This is a genomic window from Bacteroidota bacterium (assembly GCA_019637975.1).
Lineage (GTDB): Bacteria > Bacteroidota > Ignavibacteria > UBA10030 > UBA6906 > CAADGV01.
Map to the genome: position 1 here is coordinate 13,208 of JAHBUR010000042.1, position 16,948 is coordinate 30,155.

General features: G+C 52.7%; 15 protein-coding genes. 4 read left to right on the forward strand and 11 right to left on the reverse strand.

Translation table 11 applies throughout. From position 1 onward, the window contains the following. Positions 1-26 precede the first annotated feature (26 nt). The 10 genes from KF749_16765 to KF749_16810 form a co-directional block, all read right to left on the reverse strand. Positions 27-566, reverse strand: a complete 540-nt coding sequence (locus KF749_16765; protein ID MBX2992805.1) for a hypothetical protein — start codon at positions 564-566, stop codon at positions 27-29. Between the two features lie 7 nt (positions 567-573). Further along, positions 574-2,556 carry an NAD-dependent DNA ligase LigA gene (gene ligA, locus KF749_16770; protein MBX2992806.1) on the reverse strand — a complete coding sequence of 661 codons (1,983 nt, stop codon included), beginning with the start codon at positions 2,554-2,556 and terminating at the stop codon, positions 574-576. A gap of 30 nt (positions 2,557-2,586) precedes the next feature. Continuing rightward, entirely contained in the window at positions 2,587-3,429 is an 843-nt protein-coding gene (locus KF749_16775; protein MBX2992807.1) for a DUF4115 domain-containing protein, read from the reverse strand. Between the two features lie 9 nt (positions 3,430-3,438). Beyond that, positions 3,439-5,715, reverse strand: coding sequence for a PAS domain S-box protein (locus KF749_16780; protein ID MBX2992808.1), 2,277 nt, complete (start codon positions 5,713-5,715; stop codon positions 3,439-3,441). A 128-nt stretch (positions 5,716-5,843) separates the two neighbouring features. Continuing rightward, on the reverse strand, positions 5,844-6,140 hold the full coding sequence (locus tag KF749_16785; GenBank protein ID MBX2992809.1) for an HU family DNA-binding protein: 297 nt from the start codon (positions 6,138-6,140) through the stop codon (positions 5,844-5,846). Positions 6,141-6,333: 193 nt separating this feature from the next. Then, positions 6,334-8,328: a DEAD/DEAH box helicase gene (locus tag KF749_16790; protein MBX2992810.1), complete on the reverse strand. Its 1,995-nt coding sequence runs from the start codon at positions 8,326-8,328 to the stop codon at positions 6,334-6,336. Continuing rightward, positions 8,325-8,738 carry an acyl-CoA thioesterase gene (locus tag KF749_16795; GenBank protein MBX2992811.1) on the reverse strand — a complete coding sequence of 138 codons (414 nt, stop codon included), beginning with the start codon at positions 8,736-8,738 and terminating at the stop codon, positions 8,325-8,327. The genes KF749_16790 and KF749_16795 overlap by 4 nt, the downstream gene beginning before the upstream one ends. Before the next feature lie 78 nt (positions 8,739-8,816). After that, complete coding sequence (locus KF749_16800; protein MBX2992812.1) at positions 8,817-9,041, reverse strand: toxin-antitoxin system HicB family antitoxin; 225 nt, start codon at positions 9,039-9,041, stop codon at positions 8,817-8,819. After that, a complete protein-coding gene (locus tag KF749_16805; protein ID MBX2992813.1) occupies positions 9,038-9,469 on the reverse strand; it encodes a putative toxin-antitoxin system toxin component, PIN family in 432 nt (143 codons plus the stop codon). The genes KF749_16800 and KF749_16805 overlap by 4 nt, the downstream gene beginning before the upstream one ends. Positions 9,470-9,493: 24 nt before the next feature. Then, positions 9,494-13,111: a multifunctional oxoglutarate decarboxylase/oxoglutarate dehydrogenase thiamine pyrophosphate-binding subunit/dihydrolipoyllysine-residue succinyltransferase subunit gene (locus tag KF749_16810; GenBank protein ID MBX2992814.1), complete on the reverse strand. Its 3,618-nt coding sequence runs from the start codon at positions 13,109-13,111 to the stop codon at positions 9,494-9,496. Positions 13,112-13,715: 604 nt separating this feature from the next. On the opposite strand from KF749_16810, the gene KF749_16815 reads away from it, so the two are divergent. The 4 genes from KF749_16815 to KF749_16830 all read left to right on the forward strand — a co-directional run bounded on the left by KF749_16815 (position 13,716) and on the right by KF749_16830 (position 15,941). Next, positions 13,716-13,943 carry a type II toxin-antitoxin system HicB family antitoxin gene (locus KF749_16815; protein MBX2992815.1) on the forward strand — a complete coding sequence of 76 codons (228 nt, stop codon included), beginning with the start codon at positions 13,716-13,718 and terminating at the stop codon, positions 13,941-13,943. After that, a complete protein-coding gene (locus tag KF749_16820; GenBank protein ID MBX2992816.1) occupies positions 13,936-14,157 on the forward strand; it encodes a type II toxin-antitoxin system HicA family toxin in 222 nt (73 codons plus the stop codon). The genes KF749_16815 and KF749_16820 overlap by 8 nt, the downstream gene beginning before the upstream one ends. Positions 14,158-14,548: 391 nt before the next feature. Beyond that, entirely contained in the window at positions 14,549-15,346 is a 798-nt protein-coding gene (locus KF749_16825) for a hypothetical protein (GenBank protein MBX2992817.1), read from the forward strand. 178 nt (positions 15,347-15,524) lie between these two features. Continuing rightward, positions 15,525-15,941: a DUF1801 domain-containing protein gene (locus tag KF749_16830; GenBank protein MBX2992818.1), complete on the forward strand. Its 417-nt coding sequence runs from the start codon at positions 15,525-15,527 to the stop codon at positions 15,939-15,941. A gap of 55 nt (positions 15,942-15,996) precedes the next feature. Here the strand turns inward: KF749_16830 and KF749_16835 are convergent, their stop codons facing one another. Further along, positions 15,997-16,773, reverse strand: a complete 777-nt coding sequence (locus KF749_16835; GenBank protein MBX2992819.1) for a T9SS type A sorting domain-containing protein — start codon at positions 16,771-16,773, stop codon at positions 15,997-15,999. Positions 16,774-16,948: the final 175 nt, after the last annotated feature.

A 16,948-nucleotide genomic window follows, 5' to 3' on the forward strand; every position in this document is an offset into this window, starting at 1 on the left:
GACGCCACCTTCTTTCTGACTAGTATCTAAAACATGTGAAGACACTGTGCGAAGCGATCGTACAAATCTCTTCTTGACCGTGCAGGATCGTGCTGGATTTGAAAGTTGTAGAACAAGTCCGAATTGGGACCCTTGAAACCGACGCGAACCTTTGCATTACTCTCTCTGCAAATATAGGCTGAGGGGAGAACTAAATCAAGGTTAAGGTCAATGGCGAGATCGAATTTCCTGTCGTTGAAGAGGGACAAGAATGTCTGGCGCGGATGAAACAACACCGTTACATCAGTCTCTTTGATTTGCACGAAATGACTCTTCGGCATCAATCGGATTGTTTCAACGCCCCGTTCGTCGCCGATCACGGTGATATTCTGTTCGTTGAACATGCGCTTCAACATCTCGATAACATTCATTGCCGAAAGCAACTCACTCCGGTCAAGCGGCATCACAACAAGGGCCTGTTTTGCACCCGACACTGCTTCGGTAAATGAAATAACCGGGTCATCCTTTTTGCGAAACCTTCGCCCCGCAAGCCATATTCCGGATCTTATGCGGAAGGATTCTAACACGTATTCCTCATGCGATCAAGGTTCTGAATGTTGATTCATCCATAAGCGGAACGCCGAGTTTCCTGGCTTTGTCAAGCTTTGAGCCGGCATCCTCTCCCGCCAATACATATTGCACATTCCGGCTCACCCCCGACGCGACCTTGCCGCCATTCCCTTCGATCAGTTGCTTTGCCTGTTCGCGTGAAAGCGTCGGCAGCGTGCCGGTCAGAACGAATGTCAATCCGCTCAGCTTGCCCTTCTTCTTTGTTGCAGCGGCAGCGAGTGTGAGCCCAGCTTCCCTCAATCGCTTCACGATCTCGCGGTTGTGCTTCTCACGGAAGAAATGCGCGACACTCTCGGCAATCTGCGGGCCGATGCCTGTGACAGACTGCAAATCCTCTTCATTCGCGGATTGCAGTCTATCTATAGAAGGAAAATTTTCGGTCAAAAGCTGCGCGACCCCTTGCCCGACATGGCGGATTCCGAGGGCGTAGAGAACGCGATGGAACGGACGTTTTTTGCTCTCTTCGATTGCGTTAAGGAGGTTCTTCACGCTTTTTTCGCCCCACCTGTCGAGTTCTGCAAGATCGGCGCGATGCGTGTGAAGCGAATAGAGATCGGCGCAGTTCTTTACCCAACCCAAACCGACGAGTTGCTCCACAACCGCCTCGCCCAGCCCTTCGATATCCATTGCTCCTCGCATGGCAAAATGCTCGATGCGTCCCTTTACCTGCGCCGGACATTCGGAGTTCTCGCAATAGTAATTGACCTCGCCTTCGGGTTTGAAAAGGGGAGTGTTGCACGCCGGACAACGTGCCGCCATTTTGTACGGTGACGTTCCTTTCCGGCGTTTGCTCAACACAACCTCCGACACTTTCGGAATAACGTCACCGCCTTTCTCCACAATCACCGTATCACCGGCGCGCAAATCCAGTTCGTTGATGTAATCCATGTTGTACAAACTTGCGCGGCTGACAGTCGATCCTCCGACGAATACCGGCTGCAAATCGGCAACGGGGGTTATGGTTCCGACTCTCCCGACTTGCAGAATGATGTTGTTTAGAACAGTTTCCGCCTTCCGCGAAGCGAATTTGAAAGCGATTGCCCAACGCGGACTTTTTGCAATGCTGCCGAGTTTCGCCTGCTGCGACAGCGAATCCACCTTCACAACAACCCCGTCGATATCATAAGGAAGCGCATCGCGTTTCGCCTCCCATTCCCGCCAGAACTGAACAACGTCGTCAATGGTGTTGCACAGACGTGTATGCTCGTTTACCGGCAAACCGAGAGAGCGGAGGATGTCAAAATTCTTGAAGTGGCTCGTCAGGTGTGCGTCGGGCGCGAGAAGCGTGTACGCATACATTTTAACGGGGCGCGTTGCAACAATCTTCGGGTCTTGCAACTTGAGTGTGCCGGCAGTTGAATTCCTTGGATTGATGAACGGTTTTTCGCCCGCCATCTCGCGCTGTTTATTCATTTCAAGGAAATCGCTTTTGTGCATAAACGCTTCGCCTCGCACGTCGATGTTCATGTATTGCTTCTCCGTTGAACGCAGATGCAGTGGCAACGAACGGATGGTTTTCAGATTTGCGGTAATATCGTCGCCCTGCATGCCGTCGCCCCGCGTTGCCCCTTGCGAAAACATGCCGTCACGGTATTTCAGTGCAATCGCCACTCCGTCGAATTTCAACTCGGCTACATAGTGGGGCGTTTCGCTTCCCAACAAACCCCGGATCCGTTTGTCGAATTCCCGGATTTCATCTTCGGAGTACGAGTTTGCCAGACTCAACATCGGCGGGTTATGGGCGACTGTGCCGAATTCCTTCGTCGGTTGGCCGCCGACGCGTTGCGTGGGAGAATCCGGTGATCGCAGTTCGGGATGTTGCTGCTCGAGGTCGTGCAGCTCGCGCATCAACTTGTCGTACTCTTCATCGGAGATGGTCGGCTCGGCGAGAACATAGTAACGGTAATCATGTTCGTGCAATTCGTCGCGTAGCTTTTTGATACGCATCGCTGCACTATGGGAAGAGGGAGGCATGAATCAACGGCCGGAATGTGTGTTGCGTTTGAAATAGACGTCGCTGGTCACAAATCCGCGTCGCACGGGAATCTCGACAGGCCTGTTATCCAGTGCCATCGTGATAGCTGTCGGATTTCCGATTTTCGTGATCCAGAATTCGTCCTTTGCCTTCCATTTGAATGTTGTGTTCGGATACAGAAAATGCTCGGACATCTTTCTCTGATCGATCACGATCTGCAACCATACGCTGTCCGTTGTTGCTGCAACGAGCGTGAGGCTGTCCCGGTCAACGATAATCGTCGGGACAGTTCCGCCGGTTCTTCTCACGATTGCCGAATCGGCTGTTGGTCCTGCCGCGGCAACCTGGTCAACCGTATCTCGTATGCCGGCGCGCCGTTCGTTTTCTTTGACAGTTTCATGGAACGGAACTTCTTTGACGCGTACGGGAGGTTCTTTTTCCAGCACGCCCCACAACACAATGTCTGCCAACACCAGCACAACAATCGCAACTCCCGCTTTGAAAAATACCGGAACGAATCGCTCAACGTTGTTGTGGCGCGGGGTGTTCTCAGGCGTCTCGTTGCTTGAAGAGGGTGATTGGTCCGGAGGGGGATGCGTATGTGCAGCTTCCCGTTTCAGAAGCCACTTGTCGTACTTCTGCATTGTTTCCGCAGGATCAATGCCCACAACGCCCGCATATTCCCTGATGAATGCACGCATGTATGCCTGCGGCACAACATCAATGTCGCCGCGTTCGAGTGCCTCAAGCAATTGGATATTGATAAGTGTGTGGCCGGCAATCTCGTCGAGCGAGATCCCTTTCACTTCGCGGGCGGCTTTGAGTTCAGCAAAGAACGAATCCATCAGGGCATCTCAAGGGGAAGGAACGGACTGCAGGCGGTTGTCCAAAACGTGGCGGACTTTGAACGCAAGATCTTCAAGCTGAAACGGTTTCTGCAAATATCCGCTGATGTCGGAAGAGGAAACAGCCTCATCAACGACCGCTCTGCCGTGTCCTGTCACAATCAAAATAGGAAGCTCGGAAGAAATCATCTTGAGTTGGCGAAGCGTTTCACGTCCTCCCATCAACGGCATGTTCATGTTCATCATGACAAGATCAATGGTCGCGCGGCGGGTCCGGTACATCTCCACTCCGGCTTTGCCGTCATGCACGTAGTGAACGGTATAACCGAGATTCGAGAGCATATCCTTGGCGATTTCGCAGACGCTCTCTTCATCATCTATGATCAGAACATTTTCAGTTCCGCGCGGCAAACGTTGACGCCGTTTGTGGGCTTCGGCTTTCGCTTTTGCATCGGAGGCGGGGAAATACATCGTAAAGGATGTTCCCTTTCCGACCTCACTTTCGACACTAATGAAACCCCCGTGGCTTTGCACGACACCGTACACAACGGAAAGGCCGAGGCCTGTTCCGAATTCCTTGGTGGTAAACCACGGCTCGAATACGCGGGTTTTCATCTTCTCATCCATTCCCACCCCCGTGTCGGTGATGGTCAATGCGACGAACCGTCCCGGCTTCACTGAGGAAAACTGGCTGATAGTATGTGCGTCGGCCATCATGGTGCCGGTCGAGATGCGCACCGTGCCGCCGTCGGGCATTGCGTCACGGGAATTCAGCAGCACGTTGAGCAGTGCCTGCTGCACCTGGCCCTCGTCGCCGTTGATGTTTGCAGGGTCGTCGGTGAAGTGTTTCTCGACCACGATTTCCTTGCTGACGCTTCGCTCGAAAAGAATAAGCGTTTCTTCAATGAGAGGATGCAATTCAACCGGCTTGACGACGTTTTCCGTTTTTCGTGCGAAGGTGAGCAACTGCCGCGTCAACGACGATCCTCGCCGTGCCGCGCCTTCGATAATGGCAACATACTTCGCCAACTCGTGATCTTCCGGCATGTGCCGGCGCATGATTGAGGCCGAGCCGAGAATAGCCGCAAGAATGTTGTTGAAATCGTGGGCTATGCCCCCGGCGAGATTGCCGATGCTGTCGATCTTCTGCGCATGAAGAATAGCCGACTCCATCCGTTTCCGTTCGGAGATGTCGCGGGCGACGATGCGTGCGAGAACAGGCGTGCCGCTTTTGTCGAAGACGAGGGAGGAGTTGACATTGACGAATAACAGCTTGCCGTCTTTGCATACCATCTGTTCTTCAAGATCCCGTACGCCGCGGGCTTCCAGAAACATCCGGATAAGAATATCCTCGAGCGTCGGGCGGAGTTCTTCGACAAAGAAATTCTCGAGCCTGCCGCCGATGAGTTCCTCCTTGGTATAACCGAGCATCCGGGCGCCGGTGTTGTTGCAGCCTGTAATTGTGTGGTCGCGGCTGATACTGAGATAGATGTCGGGCGAGTTCTCGAACAAATCCAGATAGAGTTGCTCCGATCGTTTCACCCGATCGAACAACCGTGCATTGTTCAACGCAACGCTTATTTGATTGCCGAATGCTTCCATCAACTCAGCCTGCTTCGTCGAGAACATATCAAATTCTTCACCGGCAACAATAAGCACGCCCAGGATGGCATCGGTTGATTTCAGAGGAATGGAAGCCCAGAATTGAATGCCGAGTTCTTTCAGGTCGGCATCGATATGTCCCAGCCCGTCAACAAGCCTCTCGCGTTGAACACGGGGCTGATGCAGCCAGACGGAAAGCGGTACTGCCGTGTTGGAAGGAAGGTGGATAAAATCGTTCGACGTTCCTTTTGAGCTCTTGAGAAGGAGGCCGTCTTCATCCAGCAAATAAATCCAGCCGAAACGCGTATTGAGAAGTTCGGTTGCTTTATTGAGTGCCGATTGCAGCACGTGTTCCAGCTCGACCGACCGGTTCACTGCCTCGGCAATGGTGCTGATGGCGAGCAGTTGCCGGCGTTGCTCGTCGAGCTGTCGGGCATACTTGAGCGAAAACACAACGCTGAAGAAACCGATAAGCCCCACCGCCAGAACGCTGATGAAATCTGTCCAGCGCAGCGTTTCTCCCGTCAGAAGGATTGCCGCTACTATAGTAGCCATTGTTACAATGACAGCGGTTGAGGCAACTACCTGCGCTTGCTCAACGAGGCCAAAGTTTACAATGAGCTGCCGTATTGATGTGAACGGATTTCGCATTTCGATGCAATGTACAAAAGTCGGCACGGACATTCAATTATTCCGATCTGCCCCACGTTTCCCGCTGGCGTGACTTTCCATTTGTGATCGAGAAACAGCAAAAAAAAGTCCTGCCGTTGTGGACAGGACTCATGCACAACACACTGTCGATGGTGTGGTGGCTACTTACCGTTCTTCTTTGCGAGGATTGCATCCTTCGCGGCTTTGGCGATGCGGAACTTCACGACAGTCTTTGCAGGAATCTGAATCTGCTCGCCAGTAGCCGGATTGCGACCCATGCGCGCCGCCCGGTCAACCATCACCAATTTCCCGATGCCCGGAATGGTAAACTGGTTTCTTGCTTCCTTATAGGCGAGCGATGAAAGCTCGTCAAAGAAGGCGACAACCTCTTTGCGCTTCATGCCAAACTTGTTGGCGAAATGCGCCATGATTGCCGACTTGGACATTGCTTTTGCCATAAATCTCCTTAATGATGTGGGGGTGATGTAATTTTGTTAAACTGAAACTTGTGAACACTCCTCAAAACGCTGAAAAGATAGCTATTTCTCGGAAAGAATCAAACCAAATCAACCAAAAACCTCAATAAAATAAGGGTCTTTCTGCATTCCGTCGCTATTTGTTGAATCAGAATGAGTTACAGGGAGAGTAGAATCACCATTCATTATCCTGAAAGAACGCAGACTCGCCGTTGTGAATAAGAATTTCCACCGGACATTTTGGAATTGAAGAAAGAAAGACGCTTCCGTAACGTTTTTTCAGAACGCGTGAATCAAGAATTGTCACCATTCCCCGATCCGAAGTTGAACGAAGTAAACGCCCGAACCCTTGCCGGAACTTCAACACCGCTTCGGGAAGCGTGTACTCCATGAACGAATTACCGGCGCGACGCGCAATCTCCTCGAGCTTCGCCTCAATCAACGGATGATTCGGAGCAGCGAACGGCAGCCGTGTAATGATCACGTGTTCCAATGCTTCGCCGGGAACATCGACACCTTGCCAGAAGCTGTCAAGGCCGAACAAGACGGAGTGTACATCACGTTTGAATTCCTGCAACAAATCATGCCGTTGACGGTCGATTCCCTGCACAAGAAGTTTGATCCCCCGATCGTCAAACTCGCCTGCAAGCTGTTTCGCCGTCGTGCGCATAAGCACCGTGCTTGTAAACAGCACAAGGGCTTTTCCGCCGGAGCGGTCAACGCTCCGCATGATCCACTGCGGCAATGCGTTCGCAAAGCCCTCCGCGTCCGGTTCGGGAATATCCCGCGCAATGAAGAGTTTCATCTGTGTATGATGGCTGAACGGTGAATCGAGTATGAGGCTGCCGACACCGACTCCGCCGATGCGTCGTTGAAAATAGTCGAGGGAGTTGTTGACGGCAAGTGTCGCGCTTGTCATGACAACAGAAGTGTCATTGCGAAAGAGTTTCGGCCCGATGGCATCAGCGATATTGGAAGGGGACGCGCAGAGCGTCACGTTGCCCGATCTGCCGGTGCCGAGTTCCACCCAATAGGTGAAATCGAACTTGGGTTGTTCAAGAAACTCTCCGACCAATACTTGGGCCTCCCACAATGCCCGACGGGCGGCGGTTACTTCATTCCTTTCGAACTCATGTTTCAGCGTTGACTGGATTTTCTCTGCCTCCTTTTCCAAATGCACAAGCCCGGCGGTGAGAGAATCCTGTATGAAGTACGGCCTGCGGATCCGCACGTCGTTGGAGGGAGAAGAAGATTCCATCAACGTCTGTGCTGCCGTACGGATTGTTTCAAAAAACTCTAACACTTTCTCCTCTGTCTCTTCACAGAGCGCACGAATCGCTTTCTTCTGCTTTGCAAACAACCCCCTCTTTGTTTTGCTGTTCCACAGCTTGTGAATGGTGGAAAGAATCTGATAGCGTGAGATGTTCTTGCCGATGCCGATTCCTGCCACCGCTTCGAGCGTGTGCGCCTCATCGAATATCACGAAGTCGTTCGGGAAGATGAACCCTTCCTCCGATTCCTGCAATGCCATGAGTGTGAAGAAGAGGGCGTGATTGATGATGACGAGATTGGCGGCACGAACCTTCTCTTTCGTTCGCTGGAAGAAACAGGTAAACCCGCAGACGGTCGAGCTGCATATCCCTTTTTCGGAACAGACCATATCCCAGACATTCGGCGCAGGCGTAAAGCCGAGGTTCTCCATGTCGCCGTCGGGTGTTTCGTGCGACCATTCGAAAATGCGGCGAAGCTGATCCTGCTCGCCGTCGTTGAACAGCGAACCGGTTGATGCCATTGACCGGGCAAGACGTGTTGTGCAGAGATAGTTCCGCCTTCCTTTCAGCACAACCGCATGAACTTCCTTCTCGCCCAAAACTCCCCGCACGATTGTGATATCCTTGCGGAAGAGTTGCTCTTGCAGATTCTTTGTGTGCGTGGAGATGACGGCCTTGCGTTTTTCCTTTCTGGCATAGAGAACGGCGGGAATGAGATAAGCCAAAGATTTTCCGACGCCCGTCGGTGCTTCAACGATGAGATGCCTCCCGGATTCCAATGCTTCGGCAACCGCCACCGCCATCTGCCGCTGCTGGGGACGGTATTCAAATTCCTTCAGTTTCGAGAGGGCTCCCGATTCCGAGAAAATATCGTCGACGGTTTGAACGAAGGAAGTCATTGAGATGAAAATGCGTGAAACTTGTCCAGCAACTCCTGCGGCACGGCAACCGGACGATGCGTTTTCAGACTGATAAAGATCCCGGATTGTTCAGCCGTTGCGGCGATCTGCCCGTTGTGGATCATTTCGTGCGATACTCCCCACCTGACGCCGCCCAATTGCGTTACCCAGACTCTCCCTGTGAATGTGTCAAACAGCCGGAGCGGCCTCTTGTATTCAATCGTTGTGCGTGTAAGAATCGGGGAATTGCCTTCCTGTACGAACCGCTCCAACGGATAGTGACCGGCAAGCATCGTGTTACGCAAATCCTCCAGCCAGCGAACGTACACCGCATTGTGAACGTAGCCGACAAAGTCCACATCGTAGGATTTTACTTCAAATGTGAGTTCGGTTTCAAAGGGAAGAGACATGGTGCATCCAAAAAAAAGTAGGAACGAACATGATATTCGTTCCTCTCAAGATGAAAGTGGAAACCGGGCAGATACCACTCAGGGCCGATCATACTCAAGCGGTTCGACATTCCTGACTTTCTTCATCGCGGCCTCGAATTTCTGCCGGTCCCCGATTCGTGCCCGCTTCTCAAAATATTCTTCTGTCAACAATTCTGCGATTGCTGAAGCGAGGAATTCCTCAACAGGAAGTGAATCTTTTGCGGCAAGTTCCTTGACGCGCTGATGAAGCGAATCGGGTATTTTGATGCTTATTTCGCTCATGTTCCTTCTCCTATAATCTGAAGGAATTCGGCGGGTGTGACAACCTGAATGCCAAAATTCTCTACCCCGACAAAATCCCTCTTGTTGTATGTTACAATGTACCGACTTTCCGATTCAACGGCTACTTCGAGTACAAGTTCATCTTTCTTGTCCCTGAGAAATGAACGCCACAGATAGAAGATACTTCGATGTTCACTCGCGGAGTTGATATAGTTCAGAATGTCATCAATCGCCTCATAAGTCAACTCAAGCTCATATGCCAACCTTTTTGTCGCTTCCTCGTATTCGATCAGAAGCGGTACAGAAAGATTGATGACAAACCGCTGATCTCCCAGCAAAGTGAGCAATCTATTGGATGCTCCACGTTTCGACCAGAGAGCAGCAACAATGACATTCGTGTCAATGACAATTCGAAGAGGGGAGGCCATAGTGTTGAGCCCGATTTGTGAATGTCAAAGTAGCGCCGACTTCACCACCTCATCCTGTTCCGCTTGATGCGCCTTAAGCGACCCCGTTGCCGTTGCGGCGCTCGCTTTGCGTCCTGCGTAATCCAGATGTTGACCTGCACTGAGAAGCGAAGTCAAGTGGGGCTGCACAAACGTCCACGCTCCCATATTCTGCGGCTCTTCCTGGCACCAGACGACTTCCGCCGCATTGCTGTACTTCCGCAACACTGCGGCGACTTGTTCCGCAGCAAACGGGTAGAACTGCTCAAGCCGGACAATCGCAACCGCGCTGTTCGGATGCAGCGCCTGCTCGGCAAGTAAGTCATAATAGATTTTCCCGCTGCAGAAGACGACTCTCTTTACTCCAGCCGGATTTGTAATGGCAGAATCATCCAACAGTTCTTGGAATCTTCCGGTCAGAAAATCATCCTGATGCGAAACTACTTTCGGATGCCGCAACAGACTCTTCGGCGTCATGATGACGAGAGGCTTGCGGCGATTGTCTCTCATCTGCCGCCGCAGAACATGAAAGTACTGCGCGGGCGTTGTTACATTCACGACTTGCATGTTGTCTTCGGCGCAAAGTTGGAGGAAGCGTTCAAGTCGGGCGCTCGAATGTTCCGGACCTTGCCCTTCGTAGCCGTGGGGAAGAAGAAGAACGAGGTCGCACGGCTCCTGCCACTTCGCTTCGGAACCGGCGAGAAATTGGTCAATGATCATTTGCGCGCCGTTGGCGAAGTCGCCGAACTGCGCCTCCCACAACACCAGCGCGAGCGGATCGGCAACGCTGTAGCCGAACTCGAACCCGAGCACCGCCGCCTCAGAAAGCAAACTGTCGTACACGGCAAACGGCGCTTGTCCTTCGCGAATGTGATTCAACGGAACATACTCCGCCCCGCTCGTCGCATCGTACAAGACGGCATGCCGCTGACTGAACGTGCCGCGTCCGCTGTCCTGTCCGCTGAGACGGACGGGCGTTCCTTCTGCAACGAGTGAGCCGAACGCCAGCGCTTCGGCAAACGCCCAATCAATTTTTGCATCTCCCTCCAACAACAACGCCCGTTCATCGAGTATGCGCTGCAGTTTCGGGTTGATGGCGAACCTGGCGGGCAGAGTCGTAAGCGCCCGCGTTACGTCATGCAATGTCTCAATCGAAATTGCCGTGCCGCCGCCCGGCTGGGCCTTTGCCAATTCTTCTGCCGCAACCGCAAGAGGCACGTCGGGCCTGAAGTGCATCTCGCGTTTCTGCGAGGCTTCAAATGCTCGCTCGTATCGCTGCTTCGACTCTTCGGTGATGGCATCGAGTTCTTCCTTCGTCATCAACTTCTGACGAAGCAGTCTTTCCACATACAATTGCCGGACGGAAGGATGCTGTTTGATTTTCTTGTAGAGAAGAGGCTGCGTGTAGCTCGGCTCGTCGCCCTCGTTATGCCCGTGCCGCCGGTAGCAGAACATATCAATCACAACATCTTTGTTGAACGTTTTGCGGTACTCAAGCGCAAGACGCGCAACACGGACACATGCTTCGGGATCGTCGCCGTTCACGTGAAAGATCGGCGCCTGCACCATCTTCGCAACGTCGGTGCAGTAGGGAGTCGAGCGGGCATCTTCGGGCGTTGTCGTAAAGCCGATTTGATTATTGATGATAAGATGAATTGTGCCGCCCGTTCTGTAACCGTGCAGTTGCGAGAGATTGAGTGTCTCGGCAATCGTCCCTTGTCCCGCAAACGCCGCATCACCGTGGATCAGAATCGGAATGATCTGCTGATGCTCTGCATCGCCGAGACGCTCCTGCTTGGCGCGCACGATGCCCTCGACAACCGGATTCACCGCTTCAAGATGGCTCGGATTCGGGGCAACGGAAACAGCAATTTCCCTTCCTGCCGCGTTGCGATGCATGCCGCTTGCGCCTAAATGATACTTCACATCGCCTGAACCTTGCGTGCTGCTCGGGTCAACGTAGCCTTCGAATTCCGAGAACAACTTCGCCAGCGGCTTGCCGATCGTATTCGCCAGAATATTCAGACGCCCGCGATGCGCCATACCGATGACTGCTTCCTTCACGCCCGTTTCCGCAGCTTCATCCAACAACACATCAAGAATTGCCATCATCGTCTCGCCGCCTTCGAGCGAGAAACGCTTATGGCCGATAAATTTTGTGTGAAGGAATTTTTCCAGTCCTTCCGCCGCCGTCAGTTTTTTCAGAATCTGCTTGCGCAATTCGTTCGTGAGGGGATGCTGATTGCGGGCAGGCTCCATCCGTTCCTGCAGCCACTGCTTCTGCTGCGTGTGCTGGATGTTCATGTACTCGACGCCGATCGTGCCGCAATATGTTTCGCGCAGGATGTCGAGAATTTCGCGAAGCGTTGCCCGCGGCTTGCCTCCAAGCCCGCCGGTGATGAACTCACGGTCAAGGTCCCAGATGGTCAGTCCGTAGAACGCCGGATCAAGCTCGTTGTGATGCCCCGGCTTGTTGACGAGCGGATCAAGATGCGCGATCAGATGGCCGCGTACGCGGTACGCGTTGATGAGCTGCAGCACCCGCGCCTGCTTCTCGATGTACGCTTCCGTTTGACTTGCGCAAGCAAATGCCGGATGCTGGTCGGTTTGCCAGCGGACCGGCTCGTACGGGATTTCGAGATCGGCAAAGAGCGAATCGTAGAACTTCTCTTCTCCCAACAACAACTCATGCACACGCGCAAGAAACTGTCCCGACTCCGCGCCTTGAATCACCCGGTGATCGTACGTGCAGGTCATCGTCATCACTTTGCTGATGCCGAGAACCGACAACGCTTCCAGCGACATCCCGTGATTTTCCGCCGGATGGTTGATGGCGCCCGTAGCAATGATGGCTCCCTGTCCGGGCATGAGCCGCGGAATCGAAGCAACCGTGCCGACCGTTCCCGGATTTGTGAGCGTGATGGATGTACCCTGGAAATCGGAAGGGTCGAGCGCGTTCGAGCGAGACTTGCGAATGATGTCGTCGTATGCCGCAACGAACTGCGCAAAGTTCATCGCTTCGGCATTCTTGATGTTTGGGACGATGAGCGAGCGTGTTCCATCCTTGCGTGTCACATCGACCGCAAGCCCGACGTTGACATGCGGCCGCTCGGTTTTATGCGGCACGCCTCCGATGCGCGCAAACGAGGCGTTGAGGTTCGGATGATCGCCCAACGCTTTCACCATCGCCCATGAAATAATATGCGTGAAGGAGAGTTTGCCGCCTGTGCGTACTGCGAGATATTGATTGAGCAGACGGCGGTTTTCCTCCAACACCTTCACGGGAATCGTCCGCACCGACGTAGCCGTCGGCAGGGCGAGACTCGCTTCCATGTTCTCGACGATCTTTGCCGCGACGCCGCGGATGGCGGTGGACTGGTCGGACGGTTCGGGTGATGTACTTGTGACTTGAGGGTAAGAGGGTGTGAGAGTGAGGGGCGATGCACTTTGCGAGCCGTTGCCGCCTTCTTGCTTCGCGCCGAGAGCGGCGGCGAAGTAGTGCTGCCACGTTTTGCTGACGGATGCGGGGTTCTTCAGATACTCTTCCAGCATCTCCTCGACGAGTCCGGCGTTGGGGCCGAATTCCTCGAGGATTGCCTGCAGTTGACCGGCGGTGGGTTGCATAACGATTCTCTGTAAATGAACGGGCTTTCCCTCAAAGATAACAAACTCGTGGAGGCAATCCAACTGGCTGATGGCTTTTGAAATCCGACAGAGAAGGCAGTCTGCGATTAGATTCCTCATGTAGTCTGCAAATTCAGAAGTCGTAGCGTTTCCCACCCACGGTGACCCCATCTCACGAACCTGGACACGGCGGAGCCGTGTCCCTACAAACAACAGTTGCTGTAGGGACACGCCTCCGGCGTGTCCTCTCGTTTGACAAGAAGAACCGTTTGACATCTCTATATCGGATTTCAAGTGGCTGCGCAGAAGCCCAAATTCGTTGACATTGGACTTGGATTTTCCTTCATTCTAACAACTCGAACAGGCAATAGATACCCCAACTCTTCAGAGGTTTCCGATGCCGCAACTGATCGGACTGGAACATTCGAGGCAAGGGCTGCTTCTTTCCCCACAACCACAACGGCCCTATACTACATCTTCGTTATACAGTAGCGACTTGTTGCTAAGTGTGTTTTGCGGCGGGCTGAGTTGCCAACCTTGTGATTTGTTTCTCCGGTCGAAATTCGTTACGCTATTGGGACATTTGAGGACAAAGGAGTTCTTCATGCAGAAAAAACATCAATTTACGGCCGTTATTGAGCGCGAAGACAACATGTACGTCGCATTGTGTCCGGAGCTCGATATCGCCAGCCAAGGGGAAACGGTCGAGGAGGCGCGGGCGAATCTGAAGGAAGCAATCGAGTTGTTCTTCGAAACGGCTTCTCAGAAGGAGATTCGTGAGCGGTTGCACGATGAAGTATTCGTGACCCGTCTTGAGGTAGCCGTTGGGTAAGATGCGGGTTCTTTCTGGCAAGGAAGTCTGCCAGATCCTCTCCAAGCACAGTTTTGAGGCTATCCGGCAAAAAGGCAGTCATATTATCATGCAGAAGAAAATGGGCACGTCCACCATAACGGTGCCTGTTCCCAATCACAAAGAGATCAAGCCCGGAACACTGAAGTCCATTATTCGACAATCACAGGTTTCACCGAAGGAATTCGAGACCTGACCCAGGAGCTGAGTTTTGGGGCTTCATGACTGGATGCATCGCAAATCAATCACACCGACACCCCACGCGTTTGGAATGTCTCGTTCCTCGCGTTCGGGGTGAACTAAAGCCGATGCCGCAACTGATCGGACTGGAACATTCGAGGCACGGGCTGCTTCCTCCCCCGCAACCACAACGGCCCGATACCACAGCTTCAGGGCGGCAGAATCCGGCTAAGCTCCTTCACCATTTGCGTTCGGCGCTATGCACACGACAGTACATTCCCGGTATGAGTACGACGATGACGTAAACACACGTGCTAAACAAGGGCGGACGCGGGGTGGGCAGTGGGCTGGATTACATAGATAGAGTCTTATGCAAATTGCACAAACGTAGTTAGGCGTGAGAACAAATGCCACAAGAGTACTCAGGTTATCTTCACAATGCGGCTTCGTTGTCGCGAGAGTTCGGCAAAACGTTTAGCGGTATTCGCTTTGACAGCCGTGATCAGGCTGTTGAAGTATTTGTTCTGCAAGCATTGGCCATGTGTGCCTCTCATTGCGATGCATCAGCTATCCTCCTAGAGAACGGATTTAAGGGAGAAGCGGTTACCACTCTGCGTCCAGTGCAGGAGCTACTCTTTGACATGCATTGGATTCTCCAAACAAATGACCGAGGCGAACAACTCGAACGAGTTTATCGACTTGAGGCCGATCCTTATGCACATTGGGATAAGGAAACCAAACTCATCGAAAGACATTCATCAACCGAAAACGCAAAACGTATGAGAGGCAGTCTAGATGATTTGACGAAAGAATATCCCTTCCTGACGCAGACCGTTTCTGACGGTACAACCGAATTCAAAACAGCACCGTCATTTGCTTGCAGGATGGGTGCTGTGCGACCAAGGTTCTATCATATATACTGTTACAGTTCTGTGTTTTCACATCCGACGCCATTTGTCAAGAACCTGTATCTCAAAACTAGTGATTCGGATGGTAGTGAGATTGAAGCAATTGATGAATCCGTGAGGCAGTTCATTGCGTATACTCTGCTCTTTGTCGAGCTCATAATGGGATACGCAGAAGAGTGTTTGGGTTCGTTTGCCTCTTCCTCACGTACCCAAAGGGACTCATTGTATTCTAATGTGGTCGGCTTGGTGAAGGAGGCGAATAGAGGCTACTTCAGCAGCGTGACGAGTCTAGGTTAGATGCTGAGTCTCCCGCCCAACCCCTTTGAGAACAGTTCGATTACGCGATCAGTATGTCGTGGTCAACAAACGACCGAAAGCAACTTCAGTCGAATCACGACGCAAAGAAATTGAATCAACACACTTCGCCGCGCATTCGCGTTAAGCAGCACAAATCAAAAAATCACAGATTTTCTTCATGCCCGAAAACAAGACAAAGCCAACTGGCGCAAGCGTGGCTGACTACATTGCATCACGAGCCAGCGAGCAGCAACATGCCGATTGTCGGAAACTGATGACGTTGCTGAAGCGAGTTACCCGGCAACCGCCGAAAATGTGGGGGCCGAGTATCGTCGGCTATGGCTCCATCCGCTACACGTACGAGAGCGGCCGGTCCGGCGAAATGCCACTGGCGGCGTTTGCTATCAGAGGTCACGAACTCGTCGTTTACCTGGACTGCGAAGACGCGGGACAAAAAGCGCTGCTGTCGAGACTCGGCAAGCACAAGATGGGCAGGTCCTGTCTGTACTTCAAGCAACTTTCCGATCTTGACTACGCGGTGCTTGAGAAGCTTGTGAGGAACTCGGTCGCAGAGGTGAAGCGGCGCTATGGGTGAGGAATCCCGGCTTCTCACCGGGATTCCCAGGTAAAACACTCAAACTTGCTTTCCGTTACTTCACCACCATCATCCTCTTCGTCTCAACTTGGCTTCCGGCTGTGAGACGGTAGAAGTAGACGCCGCTCGGAAATCCGGCTGCATCGAAGAAAGCAGAATACCTGCCGGCGTGTTTCACTTCATCAACCAGCGTTGCCACTTCCCGACCTGACACATCGAACACCTTCAATGTCACATGTCCGACCGCTGAAAGCTGATAGCTGATTGCTGTTGTGGGGTTGAACGGGTTGGGATAATTTTGTTCAAGCCTGAATGCGCCCGGCGATGCTTCCTTATTCTCCACGTTCGTTGTAATCTCCGAAGAAGCAAGCGTGATTTTTGTTGACTGTCCGTTCGCGCTCGATGTGGTTCCCTGATAACCTGCGAGATAGAAATTCACCGTTCCGGTGCCGCTGGCCGGAGCAGTCCATTGAAATACGGCGGAGTCAACTGCGTGCGGGCTTGCATACACGCCGCCATCCGCGCCGGTGTACACCGCAGTGTTCGTTACTGTCCCGAATGTTCCCGCAACTGTTGTCGTGGTTCCGATGCGTGTCGTCGCGTTGAAATTGACCATGAGCGAGCCGCCATTCCGCTTTACCGTAATCGTGTAGGTATGCTGCGGCTGGTACGATGACGGGAAGCCCGTTACGACGAGTGTTCCGTTTGTCCCGCCGTGACACGACGATGCACACGTTTGCCTTCCCGGAGCGCCCGAGTAGCCTCCCGTGTATGAATTGCGCGCAAACCCGATGGTTGCACAGCACACAAGTGCCACACAAAGTGTCTTCATGATTCCCATCCCTTCTTGCCTGTGGTGATATACTGAATTACTGTTGTCGCTCAACAACCAATCTGTGTGCCATTGGTTTGTATGCAGAAGGCAGGGAGAACTCATCACTACGCAGGTGTGTAGAAAATATCTACATCAAATATGGGAAAATCTGTAGTTCCGATTGTCAGATTTA